The organism is Pseudomonas sp. FW305-25 (assembly GCF_017351415.1).
GTDB classification, from domain to species: Bacteria; Pseudomonadota; Gammaproteobacteria; order Pseudomonadales; family Pseudomonadaceae; genus Aquipseudomonas; species Aquipseudomonas chlororaphis.
Window position 1 is genome coordinate 1 of the sequence record NZ_JACNDE010000028.1, and the last position, 25,471, is coordinate 25,471.

Genomic DNA, 25,471 nt, shown 5'->3' on the forward strand with positions numbered 1-25,471 from the left:
CCGAACCCCAGGCCGATGCAGGCCAGCTGCGGTGCTTCGCTGGCGGTCGGGGCGTTGACCACCACGGCGGCGGCACCTTCGCCGGGGATAAAGCCATTGGAGTTCTGGCTGGTGAGCAGGCGTTCGCGCTCTTCGAAAGCGGCCAGGGTCGGCCCGCTGAGGAAGGAGTCGACGCCGGCGACCAGCACGTGGCGATGGCCTTGCTGATAAATCAGTTTGCGTGCATTGAGCAGGGCGACCGCGCCGCTGACCCGGCCACGGGGAATGACATTGGAGCTGCCATGAAAACGCAGGCCCAGCTCATGCTCAATGTCGTGCAGCAGGCTGAGGTCCAGGCCGTCGAGACGGCCGGGACGGTCGGCCTCCGCCACCCCGAGCAGCAGCGGGGTTTTCTCCGGGTCGACGCCCGGCGTGCCCTGCAGCGCCTCGGCGATGGCCCGCGCCGCCATCTTGATCAGCTTGCTGCGCCCGCGCCAGGGCTGTTCCAGGGGCACGCTGGCAGCGATCAGCCATTCGCCGCCGCGGTCGATAAAGCGGGTTTCCTGGAAGTTATCGATAGCGCAACGGATCGCCGCGCAGCTCGCGGGGGCGCTAAGGCCTACGGCGCTGACCATGCCGGAGCCGATGATGCACAGTGCGGCCATCAGGGCGTCTCCTCGGGCGTGCGTTTGGCTTTCACCAGAGCCGACAGCGACGGGTAGTAATCCTTGCCCAGTTCGCGGGCGCGCCACCAGCCGGTGGACATGGTGCCCACCAGCACCTGGGCGATTTCGAACAGGTTGCGTTTGAGCGGGCGGCTGGTGCGCCAGGTGATCTCGACGCGTTGCGTGTCGGTGTCGATCAGCAGGGTGTCGATCACCGCTTGCACAGTCTCGTGACCGCCTTTTTTCAGAAAGAAGGTCACCGGCACCTCCATCTGGGGAATGCGAAAGCCCGCGCGCTCCTGGGGCGTGAGGTTGAGCAACAGCACATCCTCGCCACCGCGCAGGTAGTGGGTTTGCTGATCGTCGGGGGCCGCCTGAAAGTAGTGGTGGTCGAAATCCGCCGGCAGAAACGGAAAGCAGTCGGCCAGCCAGGCCTCGTCGTAAGTACCGGCGAAGCGAGCGCGTTGCGGCCAGCCACGACCGAGGGGGCCGAGGGCCATGGGGCGGAAGTCGCCAGAGGGGCTGTCGATCGGTTTGCCCAACTCCTCGGTGCTCGGCATCGGCATGCCGACGATGTCGGCATTGTCGGCACTGCGCGGGTACCAGCCGCAACCGATCGGATTGTCCAGGTAGCAATGGCGCAATTGGGGGTCGTTGGCGATCGGATGGCTACCGCCAAACGCCCGGGCGTAGGAGATGTCCTGCTCGGTAAACGGCTGCGGCAAGCCGGGAGCAACGCCCAACAGCCCCGATTGCCATTGCCGTGGACCGAGGACGGAAAAGGCCTTGCTCATTCGTCCGATGCGAATGCCCGCGGTCAACTGCGTCACGGGGCGTCCGCCTGGGGCGTAGGCCTTGCCGCGCACCAGGACATCGCAGCATGGCTTGACCGGGGCGAAGTCCATTTCCTGCAGCGGGGCGCTGAGGCCGGGCTCGCCGAGGAAGGTGTCGGCCATCAGCAGCGGTTGCTGGGTATCGGCGAGGGTGGCCGCGCGGCCGTCCAGGGGCAGGTTGAACGTGCCCTTGGCCACCACTACCAGGGATTCGCGGCCATCGGGCGCCAGGCCCAGGGTATAGGCCGCAAGCAGTTGGCTGGCGTTGAGCAGTTCCATAGGCCGGATACCTGTCTAGTTGATCTGCACCGAACCACCCTTGATGCGGTTGACCCCGCTGGAGCGGCTGGACAGGTAGGCGCCCTGGATGATCACTTTGCCCGCGCGGGTCAGGGTGATGCTGGCCTTGCCGCAACGCAGCACGATCTCGCGTTCGGCGCTCAGCTCCAGGCAATGCTCGTCCAGCCGCACGCTGGCGGCTGGCTCGGGCGGGGCATCCGGGCCGAGCAGGCGGCCGATCACCAATGGGCAAGCCGGGTCGCCGCCTTCGAACATCAGCGCCACCTGGCCGCCGATATCCGCGGGGCCGAGCCGCGCGGTGCAGCGGGCAACGACGCCGCTGGCATCCGGGCAACCCGGGTAAAGGACCCTGGGCGCGCTGGCGTGCGGCAGCTCGAGCAGGGTGCCGATGACCACTGCGTCGATGCGGGCCTGTATGGGTAGTGGGTGCTGGACCGTCATATACACACCTCCACTGTGCTAGTTCTGCAGGATCTTCTGGCCTTTGACGACAACGTTCCTGTTGGCCTTGATGTTGATGGCGCCGGAGCCGTCGATGGTGATGTCCTTGCCGCGAATCATGATGGTGCCGTCCTTCTTCATGGTGATGCTGGCCGCGCCCGTGGTCAGGGTGATGGAGTCGCCGGCGGTGAGGGAGAAGTTCTTGCCGACGTCCAGGCTGTCGTTCTGCTGGATGTTGGTGGTGCGGTTCTGGGATACGTCGCGGGATTCGTTCTTGCCGATCTGGGTGCTCTGGTTGCCGTTGATCTCGATACCTTCGTTGCCCTTGACCGTTTCGTTGCGGTTGCCGGTGATGTCGATGGTCTCGTTGCCGCCCACGTCCTCGGTGCGGTTGCTGACGATGCTGATGGTTTCGTTGGCACCGACCTTTTCCGTGCGGTCCGCGCCGATGGTGATGGTCTCGTTGTTGCCCACCTTCTCGGTGCGGTTGGCGCCGATGGTGATTTTCTCGTCGCTGCCGACATTCTCGGTGCGGTTCACCCCGATGGAGATGGTCTCGTTATTGCCGACCTTTTCCTTGCGATCCACGCCTATGGTGATGGTTTCGTTGTTATCGACGGTTTCGGTGCGGTCGTGTTTGACGTGCACGGTCTCGTCGTTGTCGATGGTCTTGCTGCGGTCGTGGCCGACCCAGTGGGTCTCGTCGTTCTCGACCTCGATGTCCTGGTTCTTCTCGGCGTGGATGAACAACTGCTCCGCGCCTTTCTTGTCCTCCATGCGGATTTCATTGAAGTTGGCGGGCGAGCCCTCCTTGCTCGAGCGGCTTTTCACCCCGCTCTGGGTGGCATTGGCCGGCAGTTCGTAGGGCACGGTCTGTTCGGCGTTATAGACGCGGCCGGTGATGATCGGGCGATCCGGGTCGCCTTCGAGGAAACCGACTATCACTTCCTGGCCGATCCGCGGGATCTGCACCGACCCCCAGTTCTTGCCGGCCCAGGCCTGCGACACGCGCATCCAGCAGGAGCTGTTTTCGTTGGATTGGTCGTGGCGATCCCAATAGAAATGCACCTTGACCCGGCCATACTGGTCGGTCCAGATCTCCTCGCCAGCGGGGCCTACCACCCTGGCGGTCTGCGGCCCGCGGACAATCGGCAGGGGCGTCAGGGGCAGGGGGCGGAAGGCCTGGCTGGCATCCATGCAGTCCAGTTCGCTGGTGAACTGCTCGGCCAGGTCCAGTTGTCCGCTTTCATAAAGCTCCTGGCGGATCTGATAGCGGGCGACCACCACCAGGTATTCGCGATTCTGGTCGGCGCGCTCGTAGCCGGTCAGCTTGAACAGATGCCCGCAGCCCAGGCCACGCGCCCGACCGCGCAACTGCACGCGCTCGAACTGGCTGTGAATGGCCTGGATGCGGGTGCGTGCGTAATGCTCGCCATCCTTGCTCTGGACGTATTCGCCCGGGTAGTCGTAGAGCGGATGGTCGCCGTTGCTGTGGCTGCGCGACACGCTGGAGCGCACTTCGAGGCTGGCGCCGGGGCGCTGGAAGTCGTAGTCGTTCAACGCCAGCGAGCCCGGCTGGACTTCCCGCGCCAGTTGCCAGTCGTAGAAGTGATCGCGCTCGCGCATCTGCTGATCGGGCGGGTAGAAGGGCACCGAAGCGTAGTCGGCCACCGTCGAGTGGGCGCCGTAGGCGTCGGCCAGCACCAACACGTGACGCGCTTTCTCATGGCGGAAGTAGTAGTAGATGCCTTCCTGCTCCATCAGCCGGCTGATGAAGTCGAAGCTGGTTTCGCGGTATTGCACGCAGTATTCCCACTCGCGGTAACTGCCGCTCAGGTTGTCTTCGAAATCGGAGAAACCGAGGTCGCGGAACACTTGCTTGATGATGTCCGGCACCGTCTTGTTCTGGAAAATCCGGCAGTCCGAGGTGCGCGTGAGCAGCCAGAACCAGGGCCGCAGGCTGACCCGATAACCGGCGAACTGGCCGTGGCCGGTCAGTTGCCGGCAGCCGCAGGCAATGCCATGGAAGTAGCGTTTGCCGCCGCCGTGCAGCTCCAGGGTCAGGCCCATCGGCTTGCCCAGCAACTGGTCGAACTTGATCGCCCGATCTTCGGACGTGAGGTCCAGTTCGTAATGGAACAACCGCCCCAGCTCCTCGCTGCCTTCCATGCCCTGCAGCAGCAGGACCTCGCCACCGAGGGGGCTGTCGACCTGCACCAGGCGGGTGCTTTGCGTGATTGCCATAAACGGCTTCCTCCGGCTCGCGTTCGGGCGTCAGTCGGTCGTCTCGCCAACATGCGGGTCGAATGCGTAATGCAGCGCATTGTCCCGTTGGCTGATGCGCACGCCCGCCAGCGGCTTGCCCTCGAGCATGCGGGTGAGAAACTCCCGGCTCATATCCGGCAACAGGGTATTGGTCAGGATGGCGTCGATCATCCGTCCGCCGCTCTCGATCTCGGTGCAGCGCGAGACGATCAGGTCGACCACGCTGTCGTCGTAGGCGAAGGGCACCTTGTGCCCGCTTTCCACGCGCCGCTTGATCCGTTCCAGTTGCAGGCGGGTGATGGCCTTGAGCATCGCGTCGCTCAGCGGGTAGTAGGGGACGGTCACCAGGCGCCCGAGCAGGGCCGGCGGGAACACCTGGAGCAACGGCTCGCGCAGCGCCTTGGCGATGGCATCGGGATCGGGCAGCCGTTGCGGGTCGCGGCACAGGCTGGCGATCATCTCGGTGCCGGCATTGGTGGTGAGCAGGATCAGGCAGTTCTTGAAGTCGATCAGGCGGCCTTCGCCGTCCTCCATCACCCCCTTGTCGAACACCTGGAAGAAGATTTCGTGCACGTCCGGGTGGGCCTTTTCCACCTCGTCCAGCAACACCACGCTGTAGGGTTTGCGCCGGACCGCCTCGGTCAGCACGCCGCCTTCGCCGTAACCGACATAGCCGGGCGGGGCGCCCTTGAGGGTGGAGACGGTGTGCGCCTCCTGGAACTCGCTCATGTTGATGGTGATGATGTTCTGCTCGCCGCCGTACAGGGCCTCGGCCAGGGCCAGGGCGGTTTCGGTCTTGCCCACGCCCGAGGTGCCGGCGAGGAGGAACACGCCAATCGGTTTGCTGGGGTTGTCCAGCCCGGCGCGCGAGGTCTGGATGCGCTTGGCGATCATCGCCAGGGCATGGTCCTGGCCGATGATGCGTTTTTTCATGTGCTCGTCGAGCCTGAGCACGGTGTCGATTTCGTTGCACGCCATGCGTCCGACCGGGATGCCGGTCCAGTCGGCGACCACCGCGGCCACCGCCTGGTAATCCACGGTGGGCAGGATCAACGGGCTTTCGCCCTGCAAGGTGGCGAGGCGGCTCTGCAGCTTGCTGAGCTTGTCGCGCAATGCCGTGCGTTCGGCTTCAGCCAGCTGTAGCGATGGCGTATCGGCCTCGCTACCGCTGTCGTCCAGCGGTTCGGCGGCGGCGCGCAGGGTGGCGCGGGTCGCCAGCAGTTCATCGACCAGGGCTTTCTCTTCGCTCCAGCGACCTTCCAGGGTCGCCAGGCGTTGGCGTTCCTCGGCGAGGGCCGCCTCGACCTCCTGCTGGCGAGTGCCGATGGCAATGCCAATGGCCTGCTCGCGGCCGATGATCGCCTGCTCGGTGCTCAGCGCCTCGATGCGTCGACGGCTGTCGTCCACCTGCGCCGGTACCGCATGCAGGCTGATGGCGACCCGCGCGCAGGCGGTGTCGAGCAGGCTCACCGATTTGTCCGGCAGCTGCCGGGCCGGAATATAACGGTGCGACAGCTTGACCGAGGCCTCCAGCGCCTCGTCGAGGATCTGCACCTTGTGGTGCTGCTCCATGGTCGAGGCGACGCCGCGCATCATCAGGATCGCCTTGGCCTCGGACGGCTCGTCGACCTGCACCACCTGGAAGCGCCGGGTCAGGGCCGGGTCCTTCTCGATGTGCTTTTTGTATTCGGCCCAGGTGGTTGCCGCCACGGTGCGCAGGGTGCCACGGGCCAGGGCCGGCTTGAGCAGGTTGGCGGCATCGCCGGTACCGGCCGCGCCGCCGGCGCCGACCAGGGTATGGGCCTCGTCGATAAACAGAATGATCGGCTTGGGCGAGGCCTGCACATCCTCGATGACCTGGCGCAGGCGCTGCTCGAACTCGCCCTTCATGCTCGCGCCGGCTTGCAGCAGGCCGACGTCCAGGGTGCGCAGTTCGACGTTCTTGAGGCTCGGCGGCACGTCGCCGGCGACGATACGCAGGGCGAAGCCCTCGACCACCGCGGTCTTGCCGACCCCGGCTTCGCCGGTGAGGATGGGGTTGTTCTGCCGGCGGCGCATGAGGATGTCGACCAGTTGGCGAATCTCCTCGTCGCGCCCGACTATGGGGTCGAGCTTGCCGCTGCGGGCCTGTTCGGTGAGGTCGAGGGTAAAGCGCTTGAGCGCCTCCTGCTTGCCCAGCGCGCTGGGCGCCAGGGCACCGCTCGCTTCGCCCGGCGCGGCGGTGGCGTTGAAACCGTCGCTGGCGGCCAGGCCGTTTTCCGGCGAGTCGCCGAGGTATTCGTCGAAGCGCTCGATCAGGTTCTCCACCTTGATCTTGTCGAACTCGCGGGAGATGGCCGAGAGGGCGTGGCGCAGGCTCGGTGTCTTGAGCATGCCGACGACCAGGTAGGCGCCGCGCACCTGGCTTTCGCCGAACAGCAAACTGCCATAGACCCAGCCGCGTTCCGCGGCTTCCTCGACCTGCAAGGACAAGTCGGTGATCGAGGTCGAGCCGCGCGGCAGGCGGTCCAGGGCGTCGGTGATATCCCTGGACAGGCGCGCCGGGTCGAGGCTGAACTGGCGGACCAGGCGGTGCAAATCGCCGTCCTGCAATTGCAGGAACTGATGCAGCCAATGCACCAGCTCCACATAGGGGTTGCCGCGCAGTTTGCAGAACACAGTGGCGGCTTCGATGGCCTTGTAGGCCGGGCTGTTCAACTTGCCGAACAGCGCGGCGCGGCTGATCTCACTCATGATCGCTGCTCCTTGAGGGGGTGGTATGGCTGGCGTATTCGCGGGCCAGCAGCAGGTCGCCGGCATCCGTCGACGGGCTGCCGAGCCAGGTGTCGAAGCCCAGGCGGGTCTGGCCGTCGAGATCGATGCGCGGCACTTCCTGGTGCCGCAGCAGCAGATTGACTTCCCAATCCAGCTCCTCGCCCTGGTACTCGGCGACCCAGGCGGCCAGTTCGCCGAAGCTTTCCTGGCCGGGCAGCAGGCGGCGGTATTGCTCCAGGCTCAAGGGCCCCAGGCGGATGCGGAATTTATGCTGGCGATCCCAGACGTGGGTGCCCAGGCTCAGGTCGCTGCCGAGCGAGCAGAGCGCCACGCCCAGCTGGCTGCGCTGCGGCAGCTCCAGCCACTGGCCGACGTATTCCTCGATGCTCACCGGCACGCCGAAATAGTCTTCCAGGATGGCGCGCAAGCCGTCCGGGTAACGGGTTTGCGCCGCCAGGTGGCCGGTGAAGTGGTAGCGCGCCGAGTCGGCGATCGGGCCCTGGCCGAGCAGGCTGGTCATGCCCCGCCCGGACAGCGCGGCCAGGCGCATCGACCAGTAGTCGTGGGCGGGGCGGTCATGGCTGACGGTCGGCCGCGCTTCGGCCCAGGCGCGGTAGAACAGGCATAACAGGCGGTGATTGAACACGTCGAGAAAGCGCGTGAAGCTGGCGTCGTCGTTGTTGCGCTGGCGATCGCGGGCGTATTCGGTCAGGTGCAGCGGCAGCGGGCCATTGGGCCCGGTGAGGCCGAAGAACAACTGCTCGATGCGCGGCGCGGCGCCCTCGGGGCCGGTCTCGATGCTGGCCAGGGTCGAGGGGGCGAAGCCGCAGTCGGGTTTCTGCCCCAGGCGCAGCGGGTCGTCGTGCAAGCGCAGGGAATGGCCGATGCGCGGCCGGTCGCTGGCCTCGCACTCGATGCGCCGTAGCGCCTGGAAGAAGTCGTAGGCCCAGGGCTCGTCGGCCATCCGCTCGATGCTGTGCAGCGGTTTCAGAGGTTCGGTCGACATCCGGGGTGCGCCTGCCATCGCATGATTTCGCCGCGCTCGGTGGTGCGCAGTACGGTTTCGGTGAAGCTGTTGATCGACACGTAACGGGCCAGGAAGCGCTCGAACACCGCGCCCAGCAGGTACACGCCGGTGCCGCGGAAGGCGTTTTCGTCGAACTCCAGGCTGATCTCCAGGCCACGGCCAAACACGATCGGTCCCGGCATCGGCAACCGGCGGGTGCAGGGCGTGCTGCGCACCTGGCGCAGGCCCTCGATTTGCAACTGCAGCGCCGCATCGCCGGGGTCGCCGTACAGGCGCAGCAGTTCGCGCAGCGCCGCGGCCCCCTGGCCCTGTTCGCTCAGCGACAGGTAGTTCAGCGACAGCTGGCTGATCAGCCGCCAGGCGCTGGCATCGTGCGCGCGGCTCGGCCGCGGCCGGCTTGGCCCGGCCAGGCAGCGCACGGCCAGCACCGGGGCGCTGTCTTCCAGGGTGAAATCGCTTTTGCCGGTACCCACCGGCATCAGCAGCGGCAGGTCGCGGTTGGTGCACAGGGCGCTGAGACCGAGCTGGCGCAAGTCATGGCGATAGGGCGCCTGGTTGACATCCACCAGCGAGACGAAGGTTTCGCTGCCGATATAGGTCGAGCGTGGCCCGCGCCGCCGTTGCTGGCTGGACAAGCGACGCGGCTCGCGGCGGACGATGTAGTAGGCCTGCTCGCGGCCATAACGCAGCGGATCGCGGATCGCGTAGAACGGCTGGAACGGCTGCTCGGGGCCGCTGCCATGGCCGGTGACCTGGGTCAGGGAATGGATCTCGAAATCCAGCGGCCGGGTGCGGTCGGCGATCACCTGGTGCTCATGCACCCGCTCGCTCAGGTGAATGCGATCGGTGCGGCGTGCAAACAGGTTCACCGCCGGGGTGCAGAAGGGCACGAACTGGGTCGCCGACACCGTGCCTTCCAGGGTGCTGTCGAGACGATCGAACAGCACCACCACCTCCAGTTCCTGGCTGGCGCAGCGCTGCACACCGGCGCTCAGCCCGGTGAAGTCGACGAACAAAAAACGATTGGGCAGGGCGAAATATTCCTGCAGCAGGCGATACCCCTGGAAGGCCCGGGGCACCACCGGCAGCACCGCGTCCCGATCGTCGAAGCCGCGCGCCTTGAGGCTCTCCACAGGCAAGCGCTCGGCCCAGTCGCCATCGATGCTCTTGATAAACACCGCGCAGGCGTTGCCGAGCAACTGCTCGTACAAGCGGAAAGGTTGCTCGTCGGCGCCGTTGAGGTAGAGCGGCAGGCTGTCCAGCGCCAGGGCGTTGAACGGCAACCCGGCGCCGCAGCGCAGGCGCAGGCGCAACCCGGCCTTGGCCTTGGGTTCGCTGGCGGCCAGTCGGCCGAGGGTCGCGGCCGGGTTGCCGAAGTATTCGGCATGGCTGACCTGCAACGGCCACAGCGTCACGGCATGGGCGCTACGGTATTCGCAGGCGGTCTGCTCGCCATGGCCCAGCTGGCCGCGCAGGGCGGCGTGGCGTTCGACCGTGAAGCCGCTGGTCAGCGAGCCCTCGTTGGGGTCGGCGACCAGCTGGACCACCACCACCGAAGGCGTTGGCGCCAGGTAATGGGGGTAGGCGACTTCCAGCAGATTGTGGGTAAAGGTCGGGTATTCGGCATCCAGCTTCAGGTGGACCCGCGCGCTCAGGTAGGCGAAGCCCTCCAGCAGACGCTCGACATAGGGGTCGGCGCATTCGAGGTCGGACAGGGTCAGGCGGCTGGCGATCTTGGGGAACTCCTGGGCGAACTCGGCGGCGCTCTCGCGGATATGCTGCAGCTCCTGGTTGTAATACTCGAGCATGCGCGGGTTCATCGGCGTCTCCTGACGGGCTCGGCCGGCGTCACCTTGACGTGTCCGGTTTCCAGGTCGAGGGCGGTGCTGAGCAGCAAGCGCAGGGGCACCGGCTCGGCCCACAGATCGCCCTCGATCTCGAAGCTCAGGGCGTTGTGGCTCATGTCATTGCCGTCGAGTTGCGCGCGAACCTTCAACGAGCCTTTGAGGATGCGCGGCTCAAAGGCGGCGATGGTGTCGCTGAACAAGGCTTCGATGGCCTGTACATCGACACTCGAGGCGGTATGTCCGGCCAGGGGCGGCAGGCCGAAATTCAGCACCGAGTTGCCCGCCGGCATCTGCGCGGCCTGCTCCGGATCGAACAGCACGCAGGTGTTGAACAGCCAGGCCAGATCGCGCAGCACACAAGCTTTCAGCTGGGACATCGACATGACGCGGCGCTCGGCGGCTTCTTTCGGGTTGTGCGGATCGTCGTCGGTCAGGCGATCGAGCAACGAGGGTTGCAGGCGTTCTTGCAGGGTCAGCTCGGCCATCTTCGGTTATCCCTGTCGGTGAAGCTGAGGCTGTGCAGTTGATCCCGCAGGGCCCGCAAGGCGCCGCCCAACTGACCTGCACACATCGGCTGTTCGGCGTCCATTGCCATCTCCTTATTCGCAGGTTTAGTTCGCAGGCTTCGAACCGAGCCCTGGCGTGCGGTCAAACGTCGGGTTCGAACAAGCCGATAAACATTTTCTCATCCCACTGGAAGGGCGGGCAGGCCGTCACCCGGCTCACCGCCGCCGAGGCTTCCAGAGTCTGACCGGAGCCGCTGCGTAGCGCCTGGATCTCGGTACGGCAATCCCGACTGGGCGAGGGCAACGGCTCGCTGCTTTCCACCAATATCACCTGGCGTGTACCGACCTGCTTGGTGCGCAGCATGCCGCTGGGGTCACGGTGGAACTGGCAAGGCCATTTCAGGCTCAGGTCGATGCCGGGTTGCTGCGGGACCAGCACACGACAGTTGCCATTGCGCTCTTCCAGCAGCAGATCCCGGGCCAGGAAGCGCGCCTGGGTGGCGTTATCGGCCGGGTTCTGCGCGCAGGCGGGCAACATCAAACCCGCCAGGCCCGCGACGATAAGGCGCAGCAGGTGCCGATTCATGACAGCTCCCAGAACCACACCTGGGCGGAGTGGTTGGCCGGGTCGTCGTAGGTCTTGGTGAAACCGCGGCTCCACAGATCGATATGGTCGCCGGCCGCGCGACTCTCGCCGCTGCGGGTAAAGCAATCCTTGAAGAAAATGATCCCGTTCTTCTCATTGAGCTGCAGCTTGGCCTTGGCCGCATCGGTAAAGATGCTGGGCCGGCCCAGGTGCTGGCGCCACAACCAGTTCGCCAGCGACTCGGCACCGCGGGCGTGGCCGTGGCTGCAGCGCGGTTCCGAATAGGTGTGGCCATCCACGAGGATGCTTCGCTCGGCGTTGAGCGTAATGCTCAGGCGGATCGCGCACTGATTTTCCCAACCGCCATCGCAAGGCTGGCTTTCAGTCGGGTAGTTGTTCCACAGATTGATGAACGCGGGTCTGGCCATCATCGAACCTCCTGTTGCGCCGTGGCCCCTGGTACAAGCCGAGCACCCTGCGGCAGGGCTGCAGGGTGGCTGGCGTCACACCTTGACGTTTTGGCGGATATTCCAGCCGTACTTGACCGGGCCGCCGTCCTTGGAGCCGTCCTGCTTCTGCGGTTGGTAGTCGACCAGCACCTGGCCGAAATTCAGCGCGATGTTTTCGGTCAGGCGATCCGCGCCGCCGCTGCCGCCGGTGCCGATCGAGGACACCAACACCTCCTTGAGGGTGATGGTCAGGTACTCGACCGGATCGTCGCCGCCGGCCTTGCGCACCGTCAGCTTGGCCTCGTCGTAATGCTTGCCGCTGGAGCAGGCCATCATCAGGTTGGGGGAGGATTTATCCACCCACTTGGTCAACGTCAGGTCGTGGATATTGACCTTGCCGGCACCGCCGCCACCGCCCACATGCATGTTGCCGGACTGGGCCATGGCCCAGCTCCAGGAGAGCACGTCGATCTCCTCCTTGTGGTTCTTGTCCTGGGACTCGCCCTTGACGTCGCCGATCTTGATAAACATATCAACAGCCATCATGCCTCCTTAAGTGGTTTGCACCACTGTGTGCCAGTGATTCGCCACGCTGCGTCGCAGGGCACCCGCCACCACGGCGAATGCCTCCTGAGATGAATCAAACCGCCTTGGCGGATGGAAGTTTGGATACCAGCCGCAGCGATACCGTGAGCCCTTCGAGCTGGTAGTGCGGGCGCAGGTAGAACTTGGAGCTGTAGTAACCGGGGTTGCCCTCGATCTCCTCGACCACCACCTCCGCCGCGGCCAAGGGGTGCTGCGCCTTGGTGGTTTCGGTGGAGTGGGCCGGGTCGCCGTCCACGTAATTGAGAATCCAGTTCTGCAGCCAGCGCTGCATGTCGTCCTTTTCCTTGAACGAGCCGATCTTGTCGCGAACGATGCACTTCAGGTAATGGGCGAAGCGGCAGGTGGCGAACAGGTAGGGCAGGCGTGCCGCCAGGTTGGCGTTGGCGGTGGCGTCGGGGTCGTCATACTCGGCCGGCTTCTGCAGCGACTGGGCGCCGATGAAGGCGGCGAGGTCGGTGTTCTTCTTGTGCAGCAGCGGCATGAAACCGTTCTTCGCCAGCTCCGCCTCGCGCCGATCGGCGATGGCGATTTCGGTCGGGCACTTCATGTCCACCCCACCGTCGTCGGTCGGGAAGGTGTGCGTCGGCAGGTTCGGCACCTCGCCGCCGGACTCCACGCCGCGAATCCGCGAGCACCAGCCATAGAGCTTGAACGAGCGGTTGATGTTCGCCGCCATGGCATAGGCCGAGTTGGCCCAGGTGTACTTGGAACTGTCGGCGCCGTTGGTTTCCTCTTCGAAGGCGAAGGCGTCCACCGGGTCGGTCTTGGCGCCGTAGGGCAGGCGGGCGAGGAAGCGCGGCATGGTCAGGCCGATGTAGCGCGAATCCTCGGAGTCGCGCAGCGAACGCCAGGCAGCGTATTCCGGCGTGGTGAAGATCTTGGTCAGGTCGCGCGGGTTGGACAGCTCCTGCCAGGAGCCCATGCCCATCACCGTCGGCGAGGCCGCGCTAATGAAGGGCGCATGCATCGCCGCGCAGACCTTGGCCAGCTCGCCGAGCAGCTCGACGTCCGGCGACGACTGGTCGAAGTAGTAATCGCCCACCAGGCAGCCGAACGGCTCGCCGCCGAACTGGCCGTATTCCTCTTCGTACATTTTCTTGAAGATCGGGCTCTGGTCCCAGGCGGTGCCCTTGAACTTCTTCAGGGTCTTGTGCAGGTCGCCCTTGGCGATGCTCATCACGCGGATCTTCAGCTGCTCGTCGGTTTCCGTGTTGTTGACCAGGTAGCTCAAGCCGCGCCAGGCGCTTTCCAGTTGCTGGAAGTCGGCGTGATGCATGATCAGGTTGACCTGCGCGGTGAGCTTGGCATCGATCGCGGCGATGATCGATTCGATGGATTTGATCGCGTCGTTGGAGATCAGCTCGGTCTTGCTCAGGGCCTGTTCGGCCAGGGTGCGCACGGCGCTTTCCACCGCCTCGCGGGCGTGCTCGGTCTTGGGTTTGAACTCTTGCAGGAGCAAGGCGGCGAAGTCGCTCGGTGCGGTCGCGGCGTCTGCCTGGGCCTGCGGGTCTTTCATCAATTCGGCCATGGTCTGCGTCCTCTGTCAGGCTTGCGGCTCGGGTTCGGTCGGTTTCGGCGCACTGGCCAACGCCTGCAACAGCGCCGGGTCCTTGATCACCTTCATGATCATGTCCTCGGCGCCGGTCTTGCCGTCCATGTAGGTCAGCAGGTTGGCCAGCTGGGTGCGGGCCTCGAGCAGTTGGTTGAGGGCATCGACCTTGCGCGCCACCGCGGCAGGGCTGAAGTCGTCCATGCTCTCGAACGTGATGTCCAGGCTCAGGTTGCCTTCCCCGGTCAGGGCATTGGGCACGTTGAACGCCACCCGCGGTTTCATCGCCTTGAGCCGCGAGTCGAAGTTGTCGACATCGATCTCCAGGAACTTGCGGTCGGCCACCGCCGGCAGCGGCTCGGCAGGCTTGCCGACAAGGTCGGCCATCACCCCCATGACGAAGGGCAACTGCACCTTCTTCTCCGCACCGTAAAGCTCTACGTCGTACTCGATCTGCACCCGGGGAGCACGGTTACGGGCGATGAATTTCTGGCTGCTGGTGTTAGCCATTTTTCCTCCTGCGCTGCCTATGCGGCTGTGTTGGATTGGCGTCGGTTAAAGCGTTTTCACTCGGACTATTCACCCTCGGGCCCGCGCAATTTTTCGAACTGGGAAAAGCCGTCCGGAATCAGGTTGCTCACGATGGTGGCGAAATCGGCGCTGACCAGTCTCTTGGCGCGGCTCAGGAGCACCGGCACGGGGCTTGAGGGCTCGTGCCTGGCGTAATAACCGAGGATCCGGTCGAGGCTGCGCAGCACATCGTCACGGCTGCCGATCTCACCGGCGATGCGCGGCGCGGCGGCGCCGGGGGCCGAGGACATGGTGGCATCGACAGGCTCGCCGGCCTGCGCGACAGCGCCGGGAGCGCCGGGAGCGCCTGGCTGAGGGGCGTGCTCGGCGATGATTTGCACGGCATGCCGCAGCAGTTGCTTGATCGTGCCCAGGTCCGCGCCGTGGGTGGAGCCGACCCGTTCGTTGACCTCGCGCTCTATGGTCAACAGCGTGCCATGGGCATCGTTCAGGGCGGCGCGGCAGGCCTCGAGCTGTTCGCCCGCGCAGTCCTGAAAGGCCGCACCGAGCTGGTCCGGGCTGAGGCTTTCACTGGCGAAGCGCTGCAGGCCAGCGGCATTCAGCGCGGCCCGCAGGCCGACGCTGCCAAATGCCCGCGAGCTGATCAGCGGCATGCCCCAGAGCAGGTGAATGACCGGCTCGGCGTTGAGGCCGGCGAGGGCGTTGATCCTAAAGGTGGGGTCATTGTTATCTTCTGCATCCAGCTTGGGATGCAGGTCGTCCCAATACTGCGCGAGCAACTGCTGGATCAGCTGTAACCCTTGCACCAGGCCGGGCAAGCCGTGCAGGGCAATGGCGCTTTGCAGGAAGTAGTTGGCGATGCGCAGGTCTTTGCTGCGCGTGAACAGCTCGACGCAGAGGTCGCGGACCTGGCGCCATTCCGGCGGTGCGGCGGGTAACACGGCATCGCCCATCTGCCGTTCGGGTTGGCCTTGCGCCGTGCGCTCAAGCTCGAGAAAGGCGGCGTCGTACTCGAGGTCGCCGCCACAGGGGGAGTCGGGGGAAATGGTTTCCAACAAGCGCTGTACATCCACCACGGACGTGATCTCCATATCGGCCCGGCAATCGGCGCCCGGTCAGGGTGAGCGCACGACTAAATCCCTTTTGCTGCGGATGAGTGTTCTATCCAGAGCCACTTTCTGGCGTCATTTCTTAATTCAACAATTGACCTGAAGTTTTAGCCCAGTTCAATTGTTGTCAAGAAACTCTCCGACCAGTGGGGAACACTATGATGTTTGAAGATAGGTGGTCGGCGGTGGTTTTTTTAGTTTCTTTTGTTATAGGGCTTATTTGAAAAAAGCGAATATAAGCGCAGGAACTTTGAGGACACGGAAATCTTTTAGGGGGCTATACTCGCTTTGCACTCGCTGGCATGCCCGAGCTGTTGTTATTGAGCAATACCGTACAAGGAGTTCCAATGCCGCTGCGTTTGACAATCACCAGTTATCACAAGCTGACCCCTGGCCAACGCGCGGAGTTCGAGCTTGATCGCGGTGAGCTGAAAATCGGTCGCAACCCCGAGAACGACTGGGTACTTCCAGACCCGGAGCGCCTGGTGTCCGGCCAGCATTGCGTCATTCAACTGCGTGACGGCACCTACTACCTGACCGACACCAGCACCAATGGCGTACAGCTGGTGAATGCCGGCGTGCGCATGCACCGCGGCAACAGCGAACCCTTGCGCGACGGCGAACTGCTGCGCGTCGGCGAGTACGACATCCTGGTGCAGATCAACGGCGCCCCGCAGATCGCCAACGGCGCGCCCGGGATGAGCGATCCCTTTACCGGCTTCGATGCGCTGATCAAGCGCCAGGCGCCCGGCGAGATGCCCGGCGCAGCGGCGGCGCCCCCCGCCAGGGTGCAGATCCATGCGGGCGGTTCGCCCCTGGACACCAAGCCTGACCTGTTCGATTTTCTCGCGTCCCCGGCCGTCCCCCCTCCGGCCCTGGCCGACCACGTGCCGCCCGAACGCCATGATTTTCGCCCGCCTGAGCCACAACGCCCGAGCACCCCTGCGGCCCGCGAAACCGGCGCGGCACCGGCGATTCCGGCGGATTGGGACCCCTTCACCGAACTGGGGGCGGGCCCGGCGCCGGCCACTGTGCAAGCCACCGCGCAGGCCCAGCCGCAACCATTGCCAGAGGTATCGGAGAACAGGGCCGGCAGCGCACCCGAACCGGCCTTGCAACGGGCCGCGGTTGCCCCTCCGGCGCCGGCAATCGGGGGCGACAAGGAGGAGGGGCTGGACGCCTTTCTCAGGGGCGCGGGGCTCGAGCACTTGCGTATCGACAGAGGCGAAACCCGCGCGCAAATGGAGGCCATCGGCCGCAGCTACCGGCATATGGTCGAGGGGTTGATCGAGGTGCTGCGCGCCCGTGCCAGCCTCAAGGGTGAGTTCCGCATGGCCCAGACCATGATCCGCCCGGTGGAGAACAACCCCCTCAAATTCGCCCCCAATGTCGATGAGGCGCTGCTGTTATTGCTGCGTTCCGGCAACCAGGCCTTCATGCCGGCCGACCAGGCGATCAAGGAAAGCTTCGACGACCTGAAAGCGCATCAACTGGCCGTCATGGCGGGCGTGCAAGCCTCGATCCAACACCTGCTCAAGCGTTTTCAGCCCGTGGTATTGGAAGCGCGTTTAAGTCAACCTTCGGCTATTGGCGCTTTGCTGCCCGGTAGACGTCAAGCGCAATACTGGGAGTTGTTCACGGAACTCTATGCGAGTATTTCCAGGGAGGCCGAAGATGATTTCGAGGATTTGTTCGGGCGCGAATTCAGTCGTGCCTATGAGGAACAAAATACCAAGTTGCGAAAAGGCTGAGCGCCATCGGTTAGTTGGATAAAGGCTAATGGCTATTAAATAGTGAGTTGATCTTGTTTGGCGATCGGTAGTTTCGATTTGGAATAATAAACGTCATGGAGGACGACATGCCAAAGTTCTTGTTGTTCGCAACAGTACTACTGCTGACGGCCTGTGCTTCGAGTCCGCCGCCGCCCGCTGCGCCTACTGTCGTTGTCATGCATATCCAGGCTGCTGCCGATCTGAATCTTTCGGCGGGCGGCCAGGCGACGCCGGTGCGGGTGCGTTTGTATGAGTTGAAGAGCGGTGGCGCTTTCAGTCGCGCCGACTATTTCTCCCTGGTGAATGCCACCGGCGCGACCTTGTCCGCGGACCTGGTGGCGCAGGACGAATTACTGATCCAGCCGGGTCAAAGGCTGACCCTGGAGCGCACGCTCGACGAGCAGAGCCGTTTGCTCGGCCTGGTGGTGTCCTACCGTGAACTGGACAGCGCCGTGTGGCGCCAGATGATCAATATCCCGAGCCATGAAACCACGCCATTGACGGTTTCCCTGACAGCCAGGGCGATCAGCGCGGCCGCCACGAAACCTGCGAATTAGTCCTGTCGAGGAAGCCAGTCCATGTCCTGGAATAACCGTGTGGTGTGGTCCGAAGGAATGTTTCTGCGGCCGCAGCATCTCCAGCAGCATGATCGCTATATGGAAGCCCTGATCGATGGCCGTTGCCGCCCGTTGAGCGCCGGGGGCTGGGGGTTCTCCGAGCTGCGCATCGACGAGTCCCTGCTCGGCCAGGGCAAGGTGGCGATTGTCAGCGCGCGCGGGGTGCTACCCGATGGCACGCCTTTCGACATTCCCGGCGACGATCTGCCGCCGCCGCCACTGAACGTCAACGACAATTTGCGCGATGCGCAGGTCTTCCTGGGTTTGCCGCTCAAGCGTGCCGGCAGCCGCGACACCGTGGGGGAGGGCGAAGCTCCGGGCGGTGCGCGCTATATCAGCCAGGTGCGGGAAGTGCGCGATGACAACGCCGCCTTCGAGAGCCGGGCGTCGCTGGCGATCGGCGGCAAAGCCCTGCGCCTGCTGACCGAGCGCGACGGCCTCGGCGAATATGCCTGCCTCGGTTTGCTCCGGGTGCTGGAAAAACGTGCGGACAATGCCGTGCAACTGGACGAGGACTATATCGCGCCGCTGCTCGATGTGGCCGCCTCCAGCGTGCTGGCGGCCTTTCGTAGCGAGCTGCAAGGGTTGTTGCACCAGCGCGGCGAGGCCCTGGCCGGTCGGGTGGTGGCCTCGGGGGCCGGCGGCGCCTCGGAGATCGCCGATTTTCTGCTGCTGCAACTGGTCAATCGCGCCGAGCCCTTGCTCAGCCACCTGGCCCGGTTGAGCCCCTTGCACCCGCAGGACTTCTATCGCGAGGCGGTCTGCCTGGCGGGGGAGTTCGCCACCTTTTCCGCTGCCGGGCGTCGCCCCAGCGACTACCCGGCCTATGCCCACGACGACCTGGCGAGCAGCTTCGCCCCGGTGATGCATGACCTGCGGCAAGCGTTGTCGATGGTCATCGATACCCGCGCCACGCCGATTCCCATCGTCGAGAAATCCTACGGCGTGCATGTGGCGATGCTGGCCGACAAGAGTTTGCTGGAGATGGCCAGCTTCGTCCTGGTGGTGCGTGCCGAGGTGCCGGCCGAAACCCTGCGCACGCATTTCCCCCAGCAGGCCAAGATCGGCTCGGTGGAACACATCCGCGACCTGGTCAATCTGCAGTTGCCCGGCATCGCCTTGCTGTCCATGCCCGTGGCGCCGCGGCAGATTCCCTATCACGCCGGTTCAAGCTACTTCGAACTGGACCGTGGCAGCGAACACTGGAAACAGCTGGTCCACTCAGGGGGATTCGCCTTTCACATTGCCGGCCAGTTCCCGGGCCTGAACCTGGCCTTCTGGGCCATTCGAGGATAGTTCGCCATGCACCCGATCGATGATCCCTTCGGCAGCTCTGGCATAGGCGGCACTTCAGGCGGCGCCTCGCCGGGCGGCAACGACCATACCCTGATCATGCCGCGGCCTGGCGGGCGCTCCGTCGATGCCTCTGCCCCAAGGAAGGATGGCGCCAGCGCCGCCGATCCGCACATTGCAATGCCGGGCGCGCCGGTGGCGAGCAGCCTGGCCCAGGGCCTCAACCCGCTGGAGCGGGCGGCCGGCCCGATACTGGCGCTGCTGGCCCGCTTGCGCAGTACCCTCGCTCACCCGCAACCGGCCAGCCTGCGCGCCCAGTTGCTGGCCTACCTGCGCCAGTTCGAGGAGCAGGCGCGCGCCGCCGGCGTCGCCCAGGATGAGGTGATGCTCAGCCGTTATGTGCTCTGTACCGCGTTGGACGAGGCGGTCCTCAGCACCCCCTGGGGCAGTACCAGCGACTGGGGCAAACAGAGCCTGCTGATCACCCTGCACAACGAAGCCTGGGGCGGCGAAAAAGTCTTCCAGCTGCTCGAACACTGTCTGCAGAACCCGCAGCAGCGCCTGCACATTCTCGAGCTGCTGTACCTCTGTATCTGCCTGGGTTTCGAGGGCCGTTACCGGGTCATGAATGACGGCCGCAGCCAGCTGGAAGCCTTGCGCGAACGCACCAGCGCGACCATTCGCAGCGTGCGCGGCGAATTCGAGCGCGAGCTGTCGCCGCATTGGCGGGGGCTCAGCGTGGTGCGCGATCGCTTGTCGCAGTTCCTGCCGCCCTGGGTTGGCGTGGCCATTTGCCTGGCCGTGCTGTTGCTGCTGCTGTTCGGCTTGCGCCTGAAGCTGGCGGCCGACGCCGAGCCGGTGTTTCGCAATATCCACGCCCTGGGCGAGATCCCGGTGCAAGCCATCGACCGTCCACCGCAGCAACCCAGGTTGATCGAACGCCCACGCCTGGCGCGCTTCCTCGCCGAGGACATCAAGGCCCAGCGCGTTGCCGTGGAGGATGCGCTGGATCGCTCGGTGGTGACCATCCGTGGCGACGAGTTGTTCGCCTCGGGCAGCGCGAGCATTTCCGAACAGTTGCAGCCCTTGCTGCTGCGCGTCGCCGATGCCCTGCGCCAGATCAAGGGCACGGTGCAGGTCACCGGGCACAGCGATAACCGGCCGATCGCCACCTTGCGCTACCCCTCGAACTGGAAGCTGTCGCAGGATCGCGCGCAGCAAGTGATGGAGATCCTCGCCGCCCGCAGCGGGCAACCCGAGCGCTTCACCGCCGAAGGGCGCAGCGACGCCGAACCTGTCGCCTCCAATGACAGCGCCGCCGGACGCGCGAGGAACAGGCGCGTGGAGATCACCGTGCTAGCGGAGGGCAACCAGTGAAGGCCTCTATCAATTTCCTGGTGCGCTGGGTGGTGCCGCTGCTCGGCCTGCTCGCCCTGAGCCTGGTGATCTGGTTCCTCGGTCCGCTGATCATCGTCGCCGCCTATGAACCCCTGGCCCCGGCGGCCGTACGCTGGGCGCTGATCGGCCTGTTGTTCCTGGCCTGGATCGGTGTGCGCGTATTGCGCATCGTCCAGGCCCGGCGCAACGCCGCCAAGGTCATGCAGGGCCTGGCGGCGGTAGCGCCGGATGCGGCCAGCGTCGCCACCGCCGAAGAGCTGGCGACCCTCAAGCAACGCATGGACGAAGCGCTGCAATTGCTCAAGCGCAGCAAGCTCGGCGGTAACGAGCGGCGCAACCTTTACGAGCTGCCCTGGTACGTGATCATCGGCCCGCCGGGCTCGGGCAAGACCACCGCGCTGGTCAATTCCGGGATGCACTTTCCGCTGGCCGAACAGATGGGCAGTGGGGCGATCCGCGGAGTCGGCGGTACGCGCAACTGCGACTGGTGGTTCACCGACGAAGCGGTGCTGCTGGACACTGCCGGGCGCTACACCACCCAGGACAGCCATGCGGCGGTGGACAAGGCGGCCTGGCTGGGCTTTCTCGACCTGTTGAAGAACCAGCGCAAGCGCCGGCCGATCGATGGCGTCTTCGTCGCCATCAGCCTGTCCGACCTGCTATTGGGCAGCGAGGCCGAGCGCAGCGCCCATGCCCGGGCCATCCGCACGCGGGTGCAGGAGTTGTATAGCCAGCTCGGTGTGCGCTTCCCGATCTACGTGATGCTCACCAAGTTCGACCTGGTGCCGGGGTTCATGGAGTTCTTCGATGCGCTGAGCAAGGAAGAGCGCGCGCAGGTCTGGGGCGTCACCTTTGCCCTGGACGATGGCAAGAGCCCCCAAGGCCCGCTGGCCCGTTTCGACGAGGAGTTCACCGCCCTCGAGGCGCGTCTTACCGAGCGCTTGGTCGAGCGCCTGCAACAGGAGCGCGACCCCAATCGACGCGATCTGATCTACGGCTTCATCCAGCAGTTCGCGGCGTTGCGTCACAACCTGTCGTCCTTCCTCGAGGGGGTATTCAAGCCCAATCCCTATGAAGAGCGGGCGCTGTTGCGCGGGCTGTACTTCACCAGCGGCACCCAGGAAGGCAGCCCCATCGACCGTCTGATCGGCAGCATGGCGCAAAGCATGAACCTGGATCGCCAGCACCTGGCGCGCCAGACCGGCACAGGCCGCAGTTACTTCATCACCCGCCTGTTCCGCGATGTCGCCTTCGGCGAGCGCGGCCTGGTCGGCAGTAACCCCAAGGTCGAGCGCCGGCATCGCTGGATCAATCGTGGCGTACTCGCCGCCAGTGCCTTGGTCTTGCTGACGGTGACGGCCATCTGGGTCGCCAGCTACCGCGCCAACCAGGCCTATATCGCCGAGGTGGACGCACGCCTGGCGCCGCTCAAGGGGCAGGTCGAATCCCTCAGCCCGGCGCAGCGTGAGGTATTGGCCGTGCTGCCGCTGCTCAACGCCGTTCGCCATGTCGCCGACAATTCGCTGTCCTGGGCCGAAGGCTATGGCCTGTTCCAGGGCGACATGCTCGGCGCCGAAGCCGCCAGCGTGTACCGCAAGCTGCTGATCGCGGTGCTGGCGCCGCGTCTGCTGACCCGCATCGAGGAACAGTTGCGCAGCGGCGGCAACACCGAGTTTCTCTACGAAGGCCTCAAGGTCTACCTGATGCTGGCCAGCGCCGAGCACTATGACGCCGATGCCATCAAGACCTGGATCAACCTCGACTGGGACCACAGCCTGCCGCGCGACCTGGCCCCGGAACAGCGCCTGGCCCTGGCCGAGCATCTCAATGCGCTGTTCGCCCACAAGCCACCGCCGGCGAGGCTGGATGAGGAACTGCTGGCCGACCTGCGTCGGCAGTTGCAACAGATGTCCGTGGCGCAGCGGGTCTACAGCCGGGTGAAACGCCAGAAACTGCCCGAGGGCGTAGCGGATTTTCGCCTCAGCGAAGCGGCCGGGCGCGACGCCGCCCTGGTGTTCACGCGCAAGAGCGGCAAGCCGCTGAGCGATCCGTTATCCGGTTTCTATACCTACCGTGGCTACCGCCAGGCGTTCATGGTCGCCAGTCTCAGCCAGTCCGGCGCCCTGGCCGAGGAACAGTGGGTACTCGGCCGGCCATTGAACGACAACCAGGATGTCGCCAGCCTGGCCCTGGAGGTGCGTGCCCTGTACTTCCAGGATTTCCTCAACCAATGGGAAACACTGCTCGGCGATCTCGATTTCGTCGCGATCAACGGCATCGCCCAGGCCGCCGATGTGCTGCGGGTGCTCTCCGGGCCAAACTCGCCACTGAAGAAACTGCTCGATGCGGTGGCCAGGGAAACCAACCTGCAACAAGAAGATCGCCTGCTGGCCGAGAAGCTCAAGGCCGCCGATGGCACCGTGGACAAACTCAAGCAGCAGCTCGGCTCGCTGGTCGGCCAAGCGGCCCAGGAAGATTCGTCGGCAACCTCGCAGGTCGACCCCATCACCGCGCGCTTCGCCGAGCTCAATAGCCTGGTGACCAGCCATGGGGATGGGCCAGCGCCGATCGACGATCTGCTGGCCCAGCTCAATGAGCTGTATGTGCAGGTCAGCGCCATGAGCGGCGCCAGCGGCGAGGCCTTGCTGGGCGAGGCGAAGAACCAGGCGGTGGCCACTGCATCGCGGGTCAAGCTCGGCGCCGAGCGTCAGCCGCCACTGGTGCAGAAGCTGGTCAACTCGGTGGTCAGCGCCACCACCAGCAGCATGATGGGCAGCATCCGCACCCAGCTGAACGCGGCCTGGATCAGTGAGGTGGTGAATGTCTACCGCCAGTCCCTGGCCGGCCGTTATCCCTTGGTCAACTCCAGTTCGCGGGAGGCCACCCTGGAGGACTTCGGCAACTTCTTCGGCGTGGGCGGGGTGATGGACAACTACTTTCGCAAGTACCTGCAACCCTACGTCAACACCTCGACCAGCAACTGGCGCTGGCAGCCGGGCGCCGCGGAAAAACTCGGCATCGGCCCGGGCGTGCTGCAAACCTTCCAACGCGCCGCGGCCATTCGCGATGCCTACTTCCGCGCCGGAGGCACCCAGCCGGCGGTACGCTTCGAGCTCAAGCCCGTGGCCATGGACGCCTCTATCAGCCAGTTCCTGCTCGACCTGGACGGCCAGCAGCTCAGCTACGACCATGGCCCCAGCCGGCCGATGGCGATGCAATGGCCCAGCCCCAACAGCCTGGGGGTGGTGCGCCTGTCCGTCACGCCGCCCACCAGCGCCGGTCGTTCGGGACTGACCCTGGAGGGACCCTGGGCCTGGTTTCGCTTGCTGGAGCAGTCCGACCTGACCCAGGGCAATGCCCCGGACCGCTTTACCCTGCGCATGCGCGTCGACACTGCGAGCATCTCCTGCGAACTGCGCGCCAGCAGCGCGTTCAACCCGTTCAAGGGGCGGCTGGTGTCCGGCTTCAGCCTGCCGGAGCGCTTGTGAGCAGCCCGGGTTTCTACGGCAAACTGGCCGGCCGCGGGGATTTCATCCACCGCGGCCTGTCGCCGACCTTTATCGAGCGCTGGGATGCCTGGCTCTCCGCCGGCATGGCCAGCAGCCAGGCGGCGCTGGGGGCGGCCTGGCTGGACGCCTACCTGGTCAGCCCGCTGTGGCGCTTTGCCGTGGCGCCGGGCCTGCTCGGCAGTGAGGCGGCGGTGGGGGTGATGATGCCCAGCGTCGACCGGGTCGGGCGCTACTTCCCGCTGACCATCGCGCTGCTGCTGGAGGCCGAGACCGATCTGGGCGCGCTGGTGGCCGGCCCGGATGACTGGTTCGAGGCCGCCGAGGTCCTGTTGCTCTCGACCCTGGAGCCCGAGGCCGCTGTCGAGGCCTTCGAGGCCGCGGTGCCGGCCCTCGGTAGCCCGGTCTGTAGCACCCAGGTGCCGGGCATGCCGGGGCTGCAGGGGCAGGTGCGCTTCGCCGCCACGACTGCGGCGGCGCGCGGGGCGGTGCTGATGCAGCATGCCTGCGAGGGCGCGAGCCTCTGGTGGGGCAAGGGCTCCGGACGGGTCGCCGCTGGCCTGCTGCGTTGCCAGGGGTTGCCGGCGGCGCAGGACTTCAGCGGTTTTCTGCTGGGCGAGGGCGGCTACGCGTCGCTTGCGCAAACCGCGCAGTTCGATTTCGGGAGCTGATTTTGGAAATTAGGGACATTTCGGGAGCCAGGGCATGTCGTCAGCCGTAACGCGTTACGAATCCGCCAGTCACAGCCATGTCGGCATGGTGCGTCAGGTCAACGAGGACGCCTGCCTGGATGCGGTGCAAGCCGGCCTCTGGGTGGTGGCCGACGGCATGGGCGGGTATACGGCGGGCGATTTCGTCAGCAGCCTGATCGTCGATACGCTGCGCGCCATCCCGCCCGAGCCCTCCTTGGCGGCCTATGTCCAGGCGTTGCGGGCGGGGCTGGAGCAGGCCAACGCGGCGGTTCGCCAGGAAACCGCACAGCGCGGTGTCGGCATCATGGGCAGCACCCTGGTGCTGCTGGCCGCCCGAGCAGACAAGGCCACCTGCCTGTGGGCCGGCGACAGCCGCCTGTATCGCCTGCGCGAGGGCCAGTTGGAGGTCATCAGCCACGACCACAGTTATGTCCAAGAGTTGCTGGACAGCAGGCTGCTCAGCGAGGACGAGGCTCGGGAGCACCCCATGGCCAACATCGTCACCCGCGCCGTGGGCACCCAGGACCGGCTGGAACTCTCGGCCGTGGACCTGGAGGTGCGTCCCGGCGACAGCTTCCTGCTGTGCAGCGACGGGCTGACCAAGACCGTCGAGGACCATGAACTGCGCGAGGTGCTGGGCAACGCGAGCCCCTATGAGGTGGTCCGCAGCCTGGTGCACCTGGGGCTGACCCGGGGCGCTCCCGACAACATCACGGCGGTAGTCGTCAATGCCCACTGAAAACGCA

At 65.3% G+C, this 25,471-nt stretch carries 21 protein-coding genes; 7 read left to right on the plus strand and 14 right to left on the minus strand.

All coding sequences use genetic code 11. The annotated features are described in order from the left end of the window. From J4E58_RS22635 to tssA, 14 genes are all read right to left on the minus strand, one after another. The coding region (locus J4E58_RS22635; RefSeq protein WP_310650740.1) for a beta-ketoacyl synthase N-terminal-like domain-containing protein at nt 1-647 on the minus strand (647 nt) is incomplete at its 3' end. Beyond that, the gene (locus tag J4E58_RS22640) at nt 644-1,756 is read right to left on the minus strand and encodes a DUF2169 domain-containing protein (RefSeq protein WP_087092188.1); all 1,113 of its coding nucleotides are present in this window, start codon (nt 1,754-1,756) and stop codon (nt 644-646) included. The genes J4E58_RS22640 and J4E58_RS22635, both read right to left, overlap by 4 nt. A 15-nt stretch (nt 1,757-1,771) precedes the next feature. Next, nucleotides 1,772-2,218: a DUF6484 domain-containing protein gene (locus J4E58_RS22645; protein ID WP_087092187.1), complete on the minus strand. Its 447-nt coding sequence runs from the start codon at nt 2,216-2,218 to the stop codon at nt 1,772-1,774. Nucleotides 2,219-2,236: 18 nt separating this feature from the next. Then, nucleotides 2,237-4,462: a type VI secretion system Vgr family protein gene (locus J4E58_RS22650; RefSeq protein WP_087092186.1), complete on the minus strand. Its 2,226-nt coding sequence runs from the start codon at nt 4,460-4,462 to the stop codon at nt 2,237-2,239. Nucleotides 4,463-4,492: 30 nt separating this feature from the next. Further along, nucleotides 4,493-7,216: a type VI secretion system ATPase TssH gene (tssH, locus tag J4E58_RS22655; protein WP_087092185.1), complete on the minus strand. Its 2,724-nt coding sequence runs from the start codon at nt 7,214-7,216 to the stop codon at nt 4,493-4,495. After that, nucleotides 7,209-8,243: a type VI secretion system baseplate subunit TssG gene (tssG, locus tag J4E58_RS22660; RefSeq protein WP_062822735.1), complete on the minus strand. Its 1,035-nt coding sequence runs from the start codon at nt 8,241-8,243 to the stop codon at nt 7,209-7,211. Before tssG ends, tssH begins: the two co-directional genes overlap by 8 nt. Continuing rightward, complete coding sequence (tssF, locus tag J4E58_RS22665) at nt 8,225-10,084, minus strand: type VI secretion system baseplate subunit TssF (protein ID WP_087092184.1); 1,860 nt, start codon at nt 10,082-10,084, stop codon at nt 8,225-8,227. Before tssF ends, tssG begins: the two co-directional genes overlap by 19 nt. Further along, nucleotides 10,081-10,596: a type VI secretion system baseplate subunit TssE gene (tssE, locus tag J4E58_RS22670; RefSeq protein ID WP_007923472.1), complete on the minus strand. Its 516-nt coding sequence runs from the start codon at nt 10,594-10,596 to the stop codon at nt 10,081-10,083. The genes tssF and tssE overlap by 4 nt, the downstream gene beginning before the upstream one ends. Before the next feature lie 163 nt (nt 10,597-10,759). Further along, a complete protein-coding gene (locus J4E58_RS22675; RefSeq protein ID WP_087092183.1) occupies nt 10,760-11,203 on the minus strand; it encodes a hypothetical protein in 444 nt (147 codons plus the stop codon). After that, the gene (locus tag J4E58_RS22680; RefSeq protein WP_172963038.1) at nt 11,200-11,631 is read right to left on the minus strand and encodes a type VI secretion system amidase effector protein Tae4; all 432 of its coding nucleotides are present in this window, start codon (nt 11,629-11,631) and stop codon (nt 11,200-11,202) included. The genes J4E58_RS22675 and J4E58_RS22680 overlap by 4 nt, the downstream gene beginning before the upstream one ends. A gap of 75 nt (nt 11,632-11,706) precedes the next feature. Continuing rightward, nucleotides 11,707-12,195, minus strand: a complete 489-nt coding sequence (locus tag J4E58_RS22685; protein WP_009044340.1) for a type VI secretion system tube protein Hcp — start codon at nt 12,193-12,195, stop codon at nt 11,707-11,709. Between the two features lie 97 nt (nt 12,196-12,292). After that, nucleotides 12,293-13,786 carry a type VI secretion system contractile sheath large subunit gene (gene tssC, locus J4E58_RS22690; RefSeq protein WP_053261652.1) on the minus strand — a complete coding sequence of 498 codons (1,494 nt, stop codon included), beginning with the start codon at nt 13,784-13,786 and terminating at the stop codon, nt 12,293-12,295. Nucleotides 13,787-13,801: 15 nt separating this feature from the next. Continuing rightward, nucleotides 13,802-14,317, minus strand: a complete 516-nt coding sequence (tssB, locus tag J4E58_RS22695; protein ID WP_087092181.1) for a type VI secretion system contractile sheath small subunit — start codon at nt 14,315-14,317, stop codon at nt 13,802-13,804. Nucleotides 14,318-14,382: 65 nt separating this feature from the next. Beyond that, nucleotides 14,383-15,429 carry a type VI secretion system protein TssA gene (tssA, locus tag J4E58_RS22700; protein WP_219735360.1) on the minus strand — a complete coding sequence of 349 codons (1,047 nt, stop codon included), beginning with the start codon at nt 15,427-15,429 and terminating at the stop codon, nt 14,383-14,385. A 365-nt stretch (nt 15,430-15,794) separates the two neighbouring features. On the opposite strand from tssA, the gene tagH reads away from it, so the two are divergent. The 7 genes from tagH to J4E58_RS22735 all read left to right on the plus strand — a co-directional run bounded on the left by tagH (nt 15,795) and on the right by J4E58_RS22735 (nt 25,464). Beyond that, nucleotides 15,795-17,198: a type VI secretion system-associated FHA domain protein TagH gene (tagH, locus tag J4E58_RS22705; RefSeq protein ID WP_087092180.1), complete on the plus strand. Its 1,404-nt coding sequence runs from the start codon at nt 15,795-15,797 to the stop codon at nt 17,196-17,198. Between the two features lie 107 nt (nt 17,199-17,305). Next, on the plus strand, nt 17,306-17,776 hold the full coding sequence (gene tssJ, locus J4E58_RS22710) for a type VI secretion system lipoprotein TssJ (protein WP_087092278.1): 471 nt from the start codon (nt 17,306-17,308) through the stop codon (nt 17,774-17,776). A gap of 21 nt (nt 17,777-17,797) precedes the next feature. Then, on the plus strand, nt 17,798-19,132 hold the full coding sequence (gene tssK / locus J4E58_RS22715; protein WP_087092179.1) for a type VI secretion system baseplate subunit TssK: 1,335 nt from the start codon (nt 17,798-17,800) through the stop codon (nt 19,130-19,132). Nucleotides 19,133-19,138: 6 nt separating this feature from the next. After that, complete coding sequence (locus J4E58_RS22720) at nt 19,139-20,506, plus strand: DotU family type VI secretion system protein (RefSeq protein WP_087092178.1); 1,368 nt, start codon at nt 19,139-19,141, stop codon at nt 20,504-20,506. Beyond that, nucleotides 20,503-24,015 (plus strand): type VI secretion system membrane subunit TssM, encoded by a 3,513-nt coding sequence (gene tssM, locus J4E58_RS22725; RefSeq protein ID WP_087092177.1) that lies wholly within the window; start codon nt 20,503-20,505, stop codon nt 24,013-24,015. Before J4E58_RS22720 ends, tssM begins: the two co-directional genes overlap by 4 nt. Then, nucleotides 24,012-24,704 carry a type VI secretion system-associated protein TagF gene (tagF, locus tag J4E58_RS22730; RefSeq protein WP_087092176.1) on the plus strand — a complete coding sequence of 231 codons (693 nt, stop codon included), beginning with the start codon at nt 24,012-24,014 and terminating at the stop codon, nt 24,702-24,704. The genes tssM and tagF overlap by 4 nt, the downstream gene beginning before the upstream one ends. Nucleotides 24,705-24,738: 34 nt before the next feature. After that, nucleotides 24,739-25,464, plus strand: coding sequence for a PP2C family serine/threonine-protein phosphatase (locus tag J4E58_RS22735; protein ID WP_007930444.1), 726 nt, complete (start codon nt 24,739-24,741; stop codon nt 25,462-25,464). Nucleotides 25,465-25,471: the final 7 nt, after the last annotated feature.